This window comes from Pedobacter sp. A2324 (genome assembly GCF_059693705.1).
Genome location: NZ_JCASSK010000005.1, coordinates 343,359 through 357,741, shown reverse-complemented (window position 1 = coordinate 357,741; position 14,383 = coordinate 343,359). Strand labels below are relative to the sequence as shown.

Sequence of the window (14,383 nt, the reverse complement as noted above, 5' to 3'; positions counted from 1 at the left end):
TCATATCACATTTTACAATGAGCACAGTTTCAACATATCATTACGACAAAGCATTCAAATTAGAAAACGGCAAGAAAATCCGGAATCTGCAAATCGCTTATCAAACTTATGGCAAATTAAACAGCAATAAGGATAATGTCATCTGGGTTTGCCATGCATTAACAGCTAATGCCGATGTTTTTGAATGGTGGGAAGGCTTGTTTGGTCAAAACGCCTTGTTTAATCCGAATGACCACTACATCATTTGCGCCAACGTATTGGGTTCCAACTATGGCACCACAAACCCGCTAAGTATAAACCCTTCCACCGGATTACCATATTATCTGTCATTTCCGCAGTTTACCATCAGGGACTTTGTATCAGCACATCAGTTACTTGCTTTACACCTGGGCATCGAAGATATTAAACTCCTAATCGGGGGCTCGCTGGGCGGACAGCAATCCGTAGAATGGGCCATTTCTGAACCCGCTAGAATGGAGAACCTGATTTTGGTTGCCACAAACGCAGTGCATTCTCCCTGGGGAATTGCTTTCAATGAAAGTCAGCGCCTGGCCATTACCAGCGATAGGACCTTTTATGCTAATCAGCCGGGCGGTGGCTTGAAAGGGTTAAAAACAGCAAGGAGTATTGCATTACTGAGCTATAGAACCTATAATGCATATGGAAGTACACAGGTTGAAAGTGTAAATGAGAAAACCGATCACTTCCGTGCATCATCTTACCAGAATTACCAGGGTGAAAAATTAACCAACCGCTTTAATGCCTATAGCTATTACTATCTCACAAAGGCAATGGACAGCCACAATGTTGGGCGCAACAGGAAGAGTATCGCTGAAGCATTGAAACAAATCAAATCAAACACCTTAGTAATCGGTATCGAGAACGACTTTTTGTTTCCGATTTCTGAGCAAAAATACCTGGCTGATCATATTGAAAATGCGGAGTTCGCCGCCATCAGTTCTCAATATGGACATGACGGCTTTTTAATTGAAACAAATGCCTTAACCAATATCATCGGGACATTTATTAAAGAAAGCAGAAACAAGAAAATCATTAAGCTGCAACACACCGCTTAAATCAATAAACAGGCGATTAAAATAGAAAATTATAACCATAAATTAAACAAAAAAACATTTCAGCGGCATACCAGTCAAATGATCAAGGTACTCTCGAGTTGGATGCCCGCTATCTGATACAATAAAACAACATGAGTAAGAATTTAAAAATAGGTTTATTTGGTTTTGGAGTTGTAGGACAGGGTTTACTGGATATTATCCAGAGCCAGAACCTGAACCTGGAAATCATTAAAATTGCAATCAAAGACCCGAAGAAGAAGCGCACCCTAAATAAGGATTTATTTACAACAGATCGGAATGAGATTTTAAATAATTCAGAAATTAACACCATTGTCGAACTGATCAATGATGCAGACGCTGCATATGAAATTGTAACTACTGCTTTAAAGAATGGCAAGAACGTGGTTTCGGCTAACAAGAAGATGATCGCTACACACCTGGAAGAATTAGTCGCCTTACAGCAAGAACACGGAACATCTTTACTTTACGAAGGTGCAGTTTGCGGCAGTATACCAATTATCAGAAACCTGGAAGAATATTATGATAACGAATTGTTCCATGCATTGAGTGGCATTTTTAACGGATCATCGAATTACATTCTTTCGAAAATTTTTAATGAAAATCAAAGTTATGACGCAGCATTAAAAGAAGCTCAGGATTTAGGTTTTGCTGAAACAGATCCTATTCTTGACGTGGGTGGATATGATCCGAAGTACAAATTAGCCATTGCCACCTCACATGCATATGGTCTATTTATAAATCCAGATGCTATCTTAAACATAGGCATTCAAAACCTTTCCCAGCACGACATCAAGTATGCCCGGGAGAAAAACTTTAAAATTAAACTGGTACCTACTGCACGTAAAGTGAATACCCGCGATGTAGTTACCTACGTTCTTCCTAAGCTCGTAGCCAAAGACGATTTCCTCTATAATGTTGAAAATGAATATAATGCTGTAACGGTACAGGCAGCATTTGCCGACAAACAATTTTTCTTCGGCAAGGGAGCGGGCGGACATCCAACAGGTGCTGCAGTTCTTTCAGACATTGCAGCATTAAGGTATGATTATCGTTATGAGTATAAAAAATATCACTCGGAAAATAAGGTCAATCATACGGAAGATATCTTACTGGAAATTTATCTACGTTATGCAGACGAAGCGCTGGTACATTTGCTTGAGTTTGATGACATTAGTGAGCGATATGCTGCAAATGAATACAAATATATTATCGGAACAGTAAGCCTGGGAAGCCTGATTAAAAATCGGGACCTTTTATTAGATAAAACCACGTTTGTAGCTTATACTGGCAGACAAATCTATAAGCAAGAGCAAGTTGCTGAAAATGTATTTTCAGCCGAACTGGCTTCGATATAATTTTTTAAGGTTAATTTTTTTATTTGTTTTGTTGTTAAGCATAAAGGTCGGAGCGATTCCGACCTTTTGCGTATAGCTAAACTGAAATAACGGTATCATGTACCACAACGCGATACCAGTTTTTCGAAAATGCTTCAACTGCATCCAGGTGAACCTTATCTTCCTGATAGGCGTTGTGATCTGCAATAGAATCAAAAGTTAATGTAAGTGAATAGGTAAATGAATTATCTGTTACCGGACGAACTGGTGTATTTGCTGCTAACCCGTAACTAAAAGTTTTGATGAGTTCAATTGGTTTCAGACGTTCAAAAAAATTCGCGAATTCAAGCACTTCTGTCTTGCTCAACTGTGGCTTTAACCAAAACATTACAAAATGCTGGATTTTCCCTTTATCGTTTAGATCTTCTATCATCTGTATTAAATATATCCTAAATATAAAAATGATTGCCGAAAAAAAAAGCAGTATTCTAAAATACTGCTTTAAGATAATATTATAAATAGTTACCCTTAAGGATTAAAACTTATCCTTCAACCGTATCCATGTCAATTACAAAACGATACTTCACATCACTGCTCAATACCCTTTCATAAGCTTCATTTACATAATTGATATTAATGACTTCTACTTCTGAAACAATATCATGTTCAGCACAAAAATCCAGCATCTCCTGAGTTTCAGCTATTCCACCAATACTCGATGCAGTAAGCGCTCTGTTGCCATGCATTAATGCCGAACCTGGGAATTTTAAAGGCTCTGGAGGTAAACCGACACAAATATGTACACCATTCACGTTTAAAAGTTTCAGATACATCTCATAGTCGTGAGGTGCGGATACCGAATCGATAATAAAATCAAAATGCTTAGCATATTTTTTCAGTTCTTCGGGGTCTTTAGTGATCACAAAATGATGCGCACCCAGTTTTTTGGCATCCTGTTCTTTAGAAGGAGATGTGCTCAGTACCGTAACGTCTGCGCCAAAAGCAACAGCAAACTTCACAGCCATGTGACCTAATCCGCCCAAACCAAGAACGGCAACTTTATGACCTTTAGTAATGCCCCATCGTTTGATCGGTGAATAGGTTGTAATCCCTGCACAAAGCAACGGCGCTACACCAGCCAACGGCAACGTATCGGCAACACTTACTACAAACTCCTCTGTGCAAACAATCTTATTCGAGTACCCACCATATGTAGGTGTTTTTTTATCTCTTTCTACACTGTTGTAAGTCCATACCGTTTCACCTTTCTCACAAAATTGTTCCTGACCACCTTTGCAAGTCGGACATTCTTTACAGCTGTCTACCATACACCCAATCCCCGCCAGCTGTCCGACCTTGAATTTAGTTACTTCAGCGCCAACGTCAGCTATCCGGCCAACAATTTCATGCCCTGGAACCATCGGGTAACGTGCCGGCCCCCATTCGCTACGAACCTGGTGGATATCGGAATGACAAATTCCGCTATATAAAATATCAATTAAAACATCTTTAGGCCCTACATTTCTTCTTTCGAAATTCCATGGAGCCAATTTATCGGTTTGGCTGTGAACAGCGTATCCTTTTGCAGCTATCATATTATTAAAATTTGGCCAAAGCTAAAGGATAACGGCCTAAGCTTCGTCATATCTGATTCATTTAAGACATCTTTCAGGAAGATGTCAAAATCTTATCAGGGGTAATTGGCAAAGTCCTGATTCTTTTTCCTGTGGCATTAAATACGGCATTTGCAACAGCCGCAGAAAAACCGATGAGGGCAATTTCCCCCATTCCTTTGGCACCCATGGGATTAATATAAGGATCAGGTTTATTGATAAAGTGCACTTCTATCTCCGGGATATCGGCATTAACGGGAACGTGATAATCAGCGAAATTATTATTGATATATCTCCCATAACGATGATCTATCACGGATTCCTCCGTAAGCGCCATACCTACGCCACCTACCGCTCCGCCTACCATCTGGCTACGCGCTGTTTTCGGACTTACAATGGTTCCTGAATCGCCAACAGAAACAATTTTATCTACCTTAACTACCCCCGTTAAGCTATGCACTTTTACTTTTATAAAGTGAATAGAAAAAGAATACATGGAATATTCGTCGCGTTCCTTTCCTGCCTGACTTTGTTTAGTGACCTCGATAGATGGCAGATTATTCTTTTTTAATACATCAACGAAATTTGCAGTAGCATCCATGTTGGAATTGGCCGCAAGTTCAGCGATAGTTGATTTGAGGGAAACACAGGCATCATTTACTGCCGACCCTACAGTAGAAAGCGTGGCCGAACCTCCCTGACTTGGTGCAGGAGGTAATGAGGAATCTCCTAGCTCAAACTTAATCTTTTCTACCGGTATAGATAGTATTTTACTAGCAATCAGCGACATGCCAGTTCCAGTTCCCGGTCCAATATCACTCGTTGCACTCTGCATCAATAAGGTTCCATCTGACTTTAGTATCGCTTTGACACTGGCTCTGCCTCTGTTGGCATTAAATACACCAATGCTAACCCCAAAGCCTGCTTTCCATTGACCATTAACCAGGCTTCCGGGTTTATTCTTCCGTTCGCTCCAACCAATCTTTTCTGCACCAACCCGGTAAGCTTCTTTAATATTTTTATCTGAGAATGGCTTATTTCTTTGCTGATCTTTCTCAGGATCATTTTTGATCCGAAACTCAAGCGGATCCATATCCAGGGCATGCGCCATTTCATCAATGGCACTTTCCAAAGCAAATGCGCCCGTAGCCTCACCTGGTCCTCTCATCCAGATAGGTACACCTAAATCAACCGGAACAACAGTATATTGAGTGTTCACATGATCACACTGGTACATGAATTTAGCCATATTAACAACGCCCTCTGTAAAGTTTTCATAGGCAGATGTTTCACCAAATGCACGATGAGTAATGCCTGTTAAAGTCCCGTCTTTTTTGGCACCTAAACCAATGGTTTGAATCGCGGCCGGACGGTTACCAACCATGGTAAACATTTGCATACGGGTAATCACTACTTTTACCGGCCTGGCAATATGCTTTGACGCCATAACAGTGGCGATTTCAAGGGGCCAGGTACGCAAAGCCATACCAAAGCCGCCGCCAACAAATTCAGAATTTACCTGAATATTTTCTACAGGTATTTTAAAAACATTGGCTATCGCTCCCTGAGTGGCCTTTACGCCCTGGGTTTTGGCATATACAGTGAGCTGATTATTAGGGCGCCAATCAGCAATAATGCCGTGCAACTCCATCGGGTTGTGCGTTTCAATTGGCAAATGATAGTTCGCTTCAATTTTTACCTCAGCAGTTTTATATGCATTCTCTGTTCCACGTTTATAATCAGGCTGACCCTGAAGTTTCTTTGCTTTCGTATTGCTTACAGCCTTTTCGAAATCAGTGTTAAAATCTTCCTTTTCGTATCCTACTTTAACTAATGAAGCAGCATAAGTTGCCCTTTCAAATGTATTTGCTACTACGATAGCGATGGGTTGTCCGTTAAAGAATATTTTATCTGTATAAAAAATCTTCATTGCCGGTCCCCCGTCCTGTTCATAAGCCGGGGCAGATGGCTTATTCAGGTGAGAAATCACCGATATTACCCCAGGTGCTTTTTCTGCAGCCCTGGTATCAAATGAGCTGATTTTTCCTTTTGTAATTGTGCTGGTAACCAGCACACCATAGGTTAGGCCAGGCAAGTTATATTCGGCAAAATATTTCGCCCTTCCCATAACTTTATCAATGCCGTCGACGCGATCGTTCTGATCTTTCAAAATAGCTGTTTGCATAGTTAAACTTTAGATTTTGCAAGGGTTAACGCTTCAATAATTGTATTGGGTGCCATCACCAGCTTAAAATCATTCTCTCCAAAACTTTTTGCATCTTTCATGGCTATTTTTGCTGCCTGTTCAAAATTTTCGAGCGATGCTTCTTTACCTCTTAAAAAATCCTCCGAAGCAGTTAGCCTCCAGGGCTTATGGGCAACACCTCCCATAGCCAAACGAACATCATTTACAATATGATTGGCTATTTCCAATCCTGCAGCTACCGAAACCAGCGCAAAAGCATATGATGCCCTATCTCTTACTTTTAGATAATGCGAATTCCTGCCTTTACTGTTCAAAGGAATTTCCAGCCGCACAATCATTTCATTTGCCTTTAAATTATTGTCTAACTGAGGCGTATCTCCTGCCAGGCGATGAAAGTCTTTAAACAATATCTTATGTTCTCCTTTAGGGCCGGCAATTACTACTGTGGCATCGAGGGCTGTTAAGGCAACGCACATATCGCTAGGATGAACGGCTATGCACTTATCTGAAGTCCCAAAAATAGCATGCATCCTATTGAACCCACCAACAGCACCACATCCCGAACCTGGCTGCCTTTTATTACAGGGCATCTCAGTATCATAAAAATAGCCACAACGGGTGCGCTGCATCATATTACCACCTACAGTAGCAACATTGCGCAACTGTGCCGATGCGCCTGCGTTTAAAGCCATGGCCAATAGCGGCAAATGATCTTTAATAATTTCATGTTCTGCAACAGCAGTATTAGATGCCAGGGCGCCAATGATGATCATGTCTTTGTGCATCTCGATCTGTTTTAAGGGCACGTGATTGATATCCACCAGTTTCTCAGGGGAAGATACCCCCCTTTTCATCAAATCGATTAGATTGGTTCCACCTGCAATAAACTTTGAGTTCTGGTCCTTTGCGATCAGGCTCAAAGCCGATTTCGCTGAGGTAGTACGTAGATACTGGAAATTGATCATGGTTTCGAACCTCCTTTCACCACATCGATAATGGCATCAACAATGTTGGGATAAGCGCCACATCTGCAAATATTTCCACTCATATATTCGCTTATCTCTGCCCGGGTACCGGTATGTCCTTCATTTACACAGGCAACTGCCGACATAATCTGACCGGGTGTACAATATCCGCATTGAAATCCATCGTGCTTAATGAATGCAGCCTGCATAGGGTGCAGTTCCTCGCCATTGGCCAAACCTTCGATTGTCGTGATTTTTTTTCCCTCATTCATTACGGCTAAACTTAAGCAAGAATTTACACGTTCGCCATCTATATGAACTGTGCATGCACCACATTGACCGTGATCACAGCCTTTCTTCGTACCGGTTAAGTGAAGTTCTTCCCTAAGGTAATCCAGCAGCGTTACCCTCGGCTCAATAGAAGTTTTAAAAGCCTTATTATTAACCGTTATATTCAATGGAATTTTTTCAAACAGTTCAGCGAAACGTTCATCTGCCTGGCTTTCTGCGGCTTTAACCGCTACAGCAGGAGTTAGCGCAATCGCTGTAATTAATGAGCTCTTCTTGAGAAAATCCCGCCGGCTATCGCCGGGATTAAATTCCTTATCAGATGGTTGCATAGATAAAAATGTTTTGTTGAGATGTTGTTTGTTTTAAAGTTCGTCAATCCATGTGATAAAAAAGGCTGATTGATGAATTTAGAATAATTCTACTGTGTAATATTTATGAAACTCACCATCCATTTTTTGATAAAATTAATTTCGGGATTCGGCTTCTTTATATATTTTTATCGAATGGAAGATATTAAGCCGCTACCTGACTTATCAGCAGAAGAACAACGCGTATTAGGGTCATTGATTGAGAAAAGCAGAACCACTCCCGATTATTACCCAATGACATTAAATAGCTTAACCGCCGCGTGTAATCAGAAAAGCTCGCGAAACCCGGTTGTAAACTACGATGAAGAAACCGTAACATTAACCTTAAATTCGCTTAAGATCAAAGGCCTCATTTCCACAGCAACCGGCGGTTCAAGCAGGGTAATCAAATACAAACATAATATGGGTATCGTCTATCCGCTTGTGCCCTCAGAACTGTCAATACTTTGTCTGCTACTTTTGCGGGGGCCGCTCACGCCCGGTGAAATCAACAGTAATTCAGGTCGCTTACACGAGTTTGAGAGCATCGAGGAAATCGTGGAGCAGTTACAGAAATTAACAGAAGAGGAACCTGCATTTGCAAAGCTGCTTCCGAAAAAAGCAGGGCAAAAAGAAGCCAGGTTTACACATCTGCTTGGAGAACAGGGCGAAATTCAGGAGACTGAGCAGGAAGGCTTTCAAACAGCAATTTTCCAGCCCAATGAAGAACTGGAAAATCGTATTTTAAAATTAGAGCAAGAATTAGAGGAATTAAAAGAAGTAGTTAATCTTTTAATGGACAAATAATCAAGCTTCGTATTTCTTAAAAATTGTACTGGCAACATGCCCGCCGAAACCAAAGGTATTGTTAAGAACATAATTGATTTCCTTTTTAATCGGTTTTCCAAGAATAATGTTAAGTCCTTCGGGAATTTTTTCATCCAGCTGTTGCGTATTGATTGTTGGAGGGATTATTCCATCTCTTATCGCCAGAATACTAATCAGGCTTTCAACGGCACCCGCTGCACCGAGTAAATGCCCGGTCATAGATTTTGATGCCCCAACAACAACAGGCAAATCGCCGAAAACATTTTTAACAGCTACAAGTTCACTAATATCGCCTAAACCCGTAGATGTTGCATGCGCATTAATGTAATCGATTTTATCAGCTGATATTCCTGCGTCACTTAAGGCTTTTTTCATCCCCAGGGTTGCGCCAATTCCATCCGGAGGGGTTCCTGTTAAGTGATAAGCGTCGGCAGCCATCCCACCGCCTACAATTTCTCCGTAGATATTTGCTCCGCGGTTTAAAGCATGATCGAGCTCTTCAAGAATCAATGCTCCTGCCCCTTCACCCATTACAAATCCATCACGTGTAACATCAAATGGTCGTGATGCGGTTTCAGGACTGTCATTGCGTTTTGAAAGTGCCTGTGCTGCATTAAAGCCCCCCACAGAAGCCTCTGTGATTGCCGCTTCAGAACCTCCGGCAACCATAACATTTGCTTTACCCAAACGGATGGTATCAAAAGCACTGATGATAGCCGTGTTCGAAGAAGCACATGCTGATACGGTGCAGTAATTCGGACCACGAAGTTTATGGCGAATAGATACTACTCCAGCCGCAATGTCCACTATCATTTTTGGAATGAAGTATGGATTAAATCTTGGCGTTTTATCGCCCTGGTGAAATTCCGCCAGCTGTTGCTCAAAGGTAGAGATACCTCCATTTCCCGTTGCCCAAATCACACCAACTTCAGCAAGCTCATCATCTGACATTGCAGCGAAGTCTAAACCCGCATCTGCAATGGCCTGATCAGTTGAAGCGATGGCATACTGGGTAAACAGATCGTACTTTTTTAATTCCTTTTTATCAATGAAAGAAGCTGCGTCAAAATCTTTCACTTCAGCAGCAAAATTGGTTTTATATTTACTGGTATCGAATTTAGTGATGGGCCCGACGCCACTTTTACCATCTAAAATATTCTTCCAAAAGTTTTCTACTGTGTTTCCAAGCGGGGTTATAGCCCCCAATCCAGTTACGACTACTCGTTTCATTTTATTATTTTTAATTTTCTCCTGCGTGCAGGCTATGCATCAATTTAAACCCAATGCATTTTACTTATCGCCGCAAAGGTGCCAATTCCTATCCTTATTATCGCATAATTAGGACAAAACTTCTCCCTACCGGCATAATCAAATTAGGTTGCATTAATTAAATACCTTTACAGGTGTACCTTCCAAACTCAATCTTAAAGATGTAGTGTAAGAGTGAAGCGCCGCATTACTTGCAGCATAGCTTGGCAAGGTCAAGGCTGTTGATGTACTTTTTTAAAGAATCCATAATCAGGCTCCAATAATCTGCTTTATTCGTTAATCTTGATATCATGATACCACCTTCTATCATTGCAATGATCGTCAACGCAATTTGTTCAGGATCATGCGCTTCGTCGATTTCCTTACTAATTATCCCTTCATCTACCAATGCAATAATTCTTTTTTTCCACGCCAATATTGCTTTAATAGCCCGCTCACGCAAGGCGGGATGGGTATCATCTGCGTCGGTGGCGGTGTTCAAAATCGGGCAACCCCCTATTGAAATCCCACTAAATAAAAAGCGCTCATAGATACTTACGTATGCCAATAGTTTCCCTTTGGTTGTTCCCTTATTACTCATTTCCGATTCAATATTTGAAACGTTATTAGCGAAATTGTAGTCAAATGCAGCAAGTGCTACTTCGTCTTTATTCGCAAAGTTGCCGTAAATACTGCCTTTCGTTAAGCCGGTTGCTGCAGTAATATCATTCAGCGAAGTACCTGCGTAACCTTTCGTATTAAAGATCGATGCTGTTTTTTCAACAATGAAATTTATGGTCTGCTCTGCCTTTGTCATCATGTTTAATTTGATTCGACAATCATATACCGATCGGTATATTACATGCAAATTAATTTATCATTGTAATCTCCTTTTTAATTTCAGAGTTGAACTGGCGTAAGTATTCTATTCAGATGCTCTACAAATTTTTTCTGCAGGTAGTGCCTTTTTTATTATTAGTTTGAATTTTGTAACTTTGAATGATGAGTACAATTGAAAGCCTTGCAGACTTCTACCAGAAGAAATTTGATTTCCTTCCAGACACTTTACAAAAAGATATTGGACACTTTAATGTTTTCAGAATGGAAGACTGCCTTGGCGATGATAAACCTCCAATGAACTACAGCAGGCGGGATTTCTATAAAATCGCGTTGAATCGCGGACATAATATTTATCACTACGCCGACAAAAGCGTGGAGATAAATGGCACTGCCCTTATGTTTTTTAATCCGTTGGTACCCTATACCTGGGAACTGGCGAGCGGCAAAATTACCGACGTCCGTGGCTATTTCTGTATTTTCACAGAAGCTTTTTTCAATGAAAAGATACGGGGAAAGATTGGCGACTTGCCTATGTTTGCCTTGGGCGGCAAACCAGCGTACGTTCTGGATGATGAACAGGACGCACACATTTCGGCGATATTTTCAAAAATGCTGGATGAAATTAACAGCGATTACATCTATAAATACGATTTGCTGAGAAATTACACAACTGAAATTACGCACTTTGCATTAAAGACTAACCCATCGGAAGTACTTTACAAACATCCTGACGCAAATTCGCGTATCACCTCAGTGTTTACCGAACTACTCGAACGCCAGTTTCCAATTGAAAATCCTTCCCAGCGCTTCACCATGCGATCGGCAAAGGATTATGCCGCTCAACTTTCTGTTCACGTAAATCACCTCAACCGGGCTATCAAAGAGACTACAGGAAAGACCACAACACACTATATAACAGAACGTTTATTAAGCGAAGCCAAAGCGCTGCTTAAGCATACAGACTGGAACATTTCAGAAATCGGTTATTGCCTCGGCTTCGAAGAACCTACCCACTTCAACAACTTTTTCAAAAAGTTAACCAGCCATACCCCTACATCATACCGGATTGTTTGAATTTCGTAAGCATCAGTTTGATTGACGTAATAACTGTCTTCAAATTCTGTCCTAATTTTGTCTTAACAAAAAGGATAAAATTATGGGACTTAAAAAAGTTTGGTTTATAACCGGAGCCTCCAAAGGGTTAGGCTTAAGTTTGGTTAACCAGTTGTTAAAAGCAGGTCAAGCTGTTGCTGCGACTTCCAGAAATCTGCCTGATCTGGCTAGCGCCGTAAATGCTGATTCTAACCATTTTCTTCCCTTGGCGGTAGACCTTGCTGACGAAGCAAGCGTTGAACATGCCATAAACGCAGCTGTTGCCCGGTTTGGAAGAATTGATGTAGTGATAAACAATGCTGGCTACGGCATTGGGGGCAGTATCGAAGAGCTTACTAACGAAGAAACGAGGAACAGCTTTAATATTAATGTTTTCGGCACTATTAACGTCATCAGAAAGGTAAGTAAACAACTAAGATTACAAGGCTCAGGTCATATCATCAATATTGCTTCCATTGCCGGCATCGCTGGTGCAACGGGTTGGTCGGTATATGCAGCTACAAAAGCAGCAGTAATAGCCTTATCTGAAGTACTAGCTGAAGACCTTAAAGCTTTCGGCATTAAAGTAACCGTCGTTGCTCCAGGGGCATTCAGAACCAGTTTCCTAACAGAAGAATCGCTCCTACTGGCAAAGAACCCTATTGAAGCTTATGATGACGTACGCAAGATGCATGCGAAATACCTGCAAATGAATGGCAATCAGGCCGGTGATCCCGAAAAAGCTGCTGCAGCGATGATCTCACTAGCCAGTATGCCGCACCCGCCTGTACATTTACTCCTGGGGAATGATGCTTTACAAAGGGCAAACGCTAAAATCGATACACTAAAAAAGGAGTATCAGGATTGGAAGGCAATTACCATATCTACCGATTATTAAAAATGCCACATATTAAGGTTGTGACATGTGCAAACCTTTTTAATCAAAATAAAATCATTTAAAAACATTTTAAACAAGAATCATGGAAAATATAAAAGTATGGTTTGTTACGGGTGCCTCAAAGGGACTTGGACTAACGCTGGTAAAAAAATTATTAATTATCGGAGAACGTGTAGCCGCAACGTCAAGAAGCATAGCTGATTTGGAAAAGGCAGTGGGTAAGCATGAAAACTTCTTGCCTCTTTCTGTTAATCTGGTTGAAGAAAGCAGTGTTGAAGAAGCCATTAGCCAAACCATTAGCAGATTCGGACAGCTCGATGTGGTGGTTAACAATGCTGGTTACGGAATGCTTGGGGCGCTGGAGGAACTCAGTGATCAGGAAGCTCGCGAAAATTTCGACATAAATGTTTTTGGTTCACTAAACGTGATCAGAAAGGCTTTGCCTCAAATGCGGAAGCAACAATCTGGACATATCTTCAACATTTCATCTATTGGCGGTTTCTCCGGAAACTTTCCTGGTTTTGGAATATATTGCGCTACCAAATTTGCGGTATCGGGTTTCACAGAATCGCTGGCTGCAGAGGTTAAGTCGCTGGGCATAAAAGCAACCGTTGTTGAACCAGGCTATTTCAGAACGGAGTTTCTTACATCGGGCTCCCTGGCAGTTCCGGCAAATCCGATTAATGCATACAAGGAAGTACGGGATTCGCAAGCTGCGCACCAAAACGACATTAATAACCAGCAACCAGGCGATCCGGCTAAAGCTGTTGATGTTATAATTGCCGCTGCAGCAAGTGAAACTGCTCCCTTACATCTTTTTCTAGGGCCGGATGCTTATGCTGTTGCGAATGCAAAAATCAGCGATGTACAAAATGATATGAAAAACTGGGAGTCGTTGGCTACTGCTACAAATTTTGACTAACGATAATATTATTGAAAAGGGATAAGTAATTATCCCTTTTCTTATTTTTGCTGGCGCAAACAGTCGTGTTAGGCGATCAAGCTGCTCTTCCCCTTGGATTAGCCCGCTGATCGCACTTTATAAAAGAATCTATAACGATCTGAACATTATAATTGGTTAATTAACTGAACCAGACTTTACCAGAACCTTTTGGTAAGCAGGTAGATTTAAATCATCAACAATCACTCCCCTGTTGGTACTTGCATGCACAAAAAAGCCACCGTTCAAATACACGCCAACATGATCAACATCATTGCCGCCGAAAGAAAAGAAAAGTAAATCCCCCTCTTTTAAACTGTCAACGTTTTTACGCTTGACAAAACTGGCCTGATCGCGCGAAATTCGGGGCAAGGTGACTCCATATATTTCTTTTTCCAGTAGAAAGGCAAAACCAGAACAATCAATACCATTCTTATCTAAGCCACCGAAACGGTACCGAACACCCGTCCACTCTGTAATAAACCTGTAGAGCTGTTTACTCTTTAAGTTAGCCATTGCGTCAGCTGCTTTAGCGGCTTTCGTATCGCTTTTAGCAATGTATTTGCGTGAACCACAAGAGGCTAGCACGACCACTAAAAATAAAACAATCCAATAACAGTAAAGCAATTTTGTCTTTATCATCACAATCTCTCTAAGCAATTTCTGCATTCCCTGATTAATTAT

The 14,383-nt window shown here is 41.1% G+C and carries 14 protein-coding genes; 6 read left to right on the top strand and 8 right to left on the bottom strand.

All coding sequences use genetic code 11. The annotated features are described in order from the left end of the window. The first annotated feature begins 17 nt into the window (after positions 1 to 17). Together AC570I_RS16660 and AC570I_RS16655 are read left to right on the top strand one after the other, a co-directional pair. A complete protein-coding gene (locus AC570I_RS16660) occupies positions 18 to 1,076 on the top strand; it encodes a homoserine O-acetyltransferase family protein (protein WP_497406375.1) in 1,059 nt (352 codons plus the stop codon). A gap of 131 nt (positions 1,077 to 1,207) precedes the next feature. Next, the gene (locus AC570I_RS16655; RefSeq protein ID WP_497406374.1) at positions 1,208 to 2,452 is read left to right on the top strand and encodes a homoserine dehydrogenase; all 1,245 of its coding nucleotides are present in this window, start codon (positions 1,208 to 1,210) and stop codon (positions 2,450 to 2,452) included. A gap of 76 nt (positions 2,453 to 2,528) precedes the next feature. Here the strand turns inward: AC570I_RS16655 and AC570I_RS16650 are convergent, their stop codons facing one another. The 5 genes from AC570I_RS16650 to AC570I_RS16630 form a co-directional block, all read right to left on the bottom strand. Then, entirely contained in the window at positions 2,529 to 2,864 is a 336-nt protein-coding gene (locus tag AC570I_RS16650) for a Dabb family protein (protein ID WP_497406373.1), read from the bottom strand. 109 nt (positions 2,865 to 2,973) lie between these two features. Continuing rightward, complete coding sequence (locus tag AC570I_RS16645; RefSeq protein ID WP_497406372.1) at positions 2,974 to 4,026, bottom strand: NAD(P)-dependent alcohol dehydrogenase; 1,053 nt, start codon at positions 4,024 to 4,026, stop codon at positions 2,974 to 2,976. Between the two features lie 73 nt (positions 4,027 to 4,099). After that, positions 4,100 to 6,229, bottom strand: coding sequence for a xanthine dehydrogenase family protein molybdopterin-binding subunit (locus AC570I_RS16640; protein ID WP_497406371.1), 2,130 nt, complete (start codon positions 6,227 to 6,229; stop codon positions 4,100 to 4,102). 2 nt (positions 6,230 to 6,231) lie between these two features. Next, complete coding sequence (locus tag AC570I_RS16635; protein WP_497406370.1) at positions 6,232 to 7,215, bottom strand: FAD binding domain-containing protein; 984 nt, start codon at positions 7,213 to 7,215, stop codon at positions 6,232 to 6,234. After that, positions 7,212 to 7,835 (bottom strand): (2Fe-2S)-binding protein, encoded by a 624-nt coding sequence (locus tag AC570I_RS16630; protein WP_047800539.1) that lies wholly within the window; start codon positions 7,833 to 7,835, stop codon positions 7,212 to 7,214. Before AC570I_RS16630 ends, AC570I_RS16635 begins: the two co-directional genes overlap by 4 nt. A 174-nt stretch (positions 7,836 to 8,009) precedes the next feature. Here AC570I_RS16630 and AC570I_RS16625 point away from each other — a divergent pair, with 174 nt between their 5' ends. Beyond that, positions 8,010 to 8,660 carry a YceH family protein gene (locus tag AC570I_RS16625; protein WP_497406369.1) on the top strand — a complete coding sequence of 217 codons (651 nt, stop codon included), beginning with the start codon at positions 8,010 to 8,012 and terminating at the stop codon, positions 8,658 to 8,660. Here the strand turns inward: AC570I_RS16625 and fabF are convergent, their stop codons facing one another. Together fabF and AC570I_RS16615 are read right to left on the bottom strand one after the other, a co-directional pair. Beyond that, positions 8,661 to 9,911, bottom strand: a complete 1,251-nt coding sequence (gene fabF, locus AC570I_RS16620) for a beta-ketoacyl-ACP synthase II (RefSeq protein ID WP_497406368.1) — start codon at positions 9,909 to 9,911, stop codon at positions 8,661 to 8,663. Positions 9,912 to 10,137: 226 nt separating this feature from the next. After that, positions 10,138 to 10,749 (bottom strand): TetR/AcrR family transcriptional regulator, encoded by a 612-nt coding sequence (locus tag AC570I_RS16615; RefSeq protein WP_497406367.1) that lies wholly within the window; start codon positions 10,747 to 10,749, stop codon positions 10,138 to 10,140. Positions 10,750 to 10,928: 179 nt separating this feature from the next. Here AC570I_RS16615 and AC570I_RS16610 point away from each other — a divergent pair, with 179 nt between their 5' ends. The 3 genes from AC570I_RS16610 to AC570I_RS16600 all read left to right on the top strand — a co-directional run bounded on the left by AC570I_RS16610 (position 10,929) and on the right by AC570I_RS16600 (position 13,681). Next, positions 10,929 to 11,843 (top strand): helix-turn-helix domain-containing protein, encoded by a 915-nt coding sequence (locus tag AC570I_RS16610; RefSeq protein ID WP_497406366.1) that lies wholly within the window; start codon positions 10,929 to 10,931, stop codon positions 11,841 to 11,843. A gap of 82 nt (positions 11,844 to 11,925) precedes the next feature. Continuing rightward, positions 11,926 to 12,759: an SDR family NAD(P)-dependent oxidoreductase gene (locus tag AC570I_RS16605; RefSeq protein WP_497406365.1), complete on the top strand. Its 834-nt coding sequence runs from the start codon at positions 11,926 to 11,928 to the stop codon at positions 12,757 to 12,759. Between the two features lie 82 nt (positions 12,760 to 12,841). Next, positions 12,842 to 13,681 (top strand): SDR family oxidoreductase, encoded by an 840-nt coding sequence (locus tag AC570I_RS16600; protein ID WP_497406364.1) that lies wholly within the window; start codon positions 12,842 to 12,844, stop codon positions 13,679 to 13,681. Between the two features lie 156 nt (positions 13,682 to 13,837). On the opposite strand, the gene AC570I_RS16595 is transcribed toward AC570I_RS16600, so the two are convergent. After that, positions 13,838 to 14,368: a C40 family peptidase gene (locus AC570I_RS16595; protein ID WP_231582700.1), complete on the bottom strand. Its 531-nt coding sequence runs from the start codon at positions 14,366 to 14,368 to the stop codon at positions 13,838 to 13,840. Positions 14,369 to 14,383 lie beyond the last annotated feature (15 nt).

What these genes read in the sequence shown, in the direction of transcription:
- AC570I_RS16660 (WP_497406375.1), top strand. Translation starts at nt 18, where the DNA reads ATGAGCACAGTTTCAACATATCATTACGACAAAGCATTCAAATTAGAA.
- AC570I_RS16655 (WP_497406374.1), top strand. Translation starts at nt 1,208, where the DNA reads ATGAGTAAGAATTTAAAAATAGGTTTATTTGGTTTTGGAGTTGTAGGA.
- AC570I_RS16650 (WP_497406373.1), bottom strand. Translation starts at nt 2,864, where the DNA reads ATGATAGAAGATCTAAACGATAAAGGGAAAATCCAGCATTTTGTAATG.
- AC570I_RS16645 (WP_497406372.1), bottom strand. Translation starts at nt 4,026, where the DNA reads ATGATAGCTGCAAAAGGATACGCTGTTCACAGCCAAACCGATAAATTG.
- AC570I_RS16640 (WP_497406371.1), bottom strand. Translation starts at nt 6,229, where the DNA reads ATGCAAACAGCTATTTTGAAAGATCAGAACGATCGCGTCGACGGCATT.
- AC570I_RS16635 (WP_497406370.1), bottom strand. Translation starts at nt 7,215, where the DNA reads ATGATCAATTTCCAGTATCTACGTACTACCTCAGCGAAATCGGCTTTG.
- AC570I_RS16630 (WP_047800539.1), bottom strand. Translation starts at nt 7,835, where the DNA reads ATGCAACCATCTGATAAGGAATTTAATCCCGGCGATAGCCGGCGGGAT.
- AC570I_RS16625 (WP_497406369.1), top strand. Translation starts at nt 8,010, where the DNA reads ATGGAAGATATTAAGCCGCTACCTGACTTATCAGCAGAAGAACAACGC.
- fabF (WP_497406368.1), bottom strand. Translation starts at nt 9,911, where the DNA reads ATGAAACGAGTAGTCGTAACTGGATTGGGGGCTATAACCCCGCTTGGA.
- AC570I_RS16615 (WP_497406367.1), bottom strand. Translation starts at nt 10,749, where the DNA reads ATGATGACAAAGGCAGAGCAGACCATAAATTTCATTGTTGAAAAAACA.
- AC570I_RS16610 (WP_497406366.1), top strand. Translation starts at nt 10,929, where the DNA reads ATGATGAGTACAATTGAAAGCCTTGCAGACTTCTACCAGAAGAAATTT.
- AC570I_RS16605 (WP_497406365.1), top strand. Translation starts at nt 11,926, where the DNA reads ATGGGACTTAAAAAAGTTTGGTTTATAACCGGAGCCTCCAAAGGGTTA.
- AC570I_RS16600 (WP_497406364.1), top strand. Translation starts at nt 12,842, where the DNA reads ATGGAAAATATAAAAGTATGGTTTGTTACGGGTGCCTCAAAGGGACTT.
- AC570I_RS16595 (WP_231582700.1), bottom strand. Translation starts at nt 14,368, where the DNA reads ATGCAGAAATTGCTTAGAGAGATTGTGATGATAAAGACAAAATTGCTT.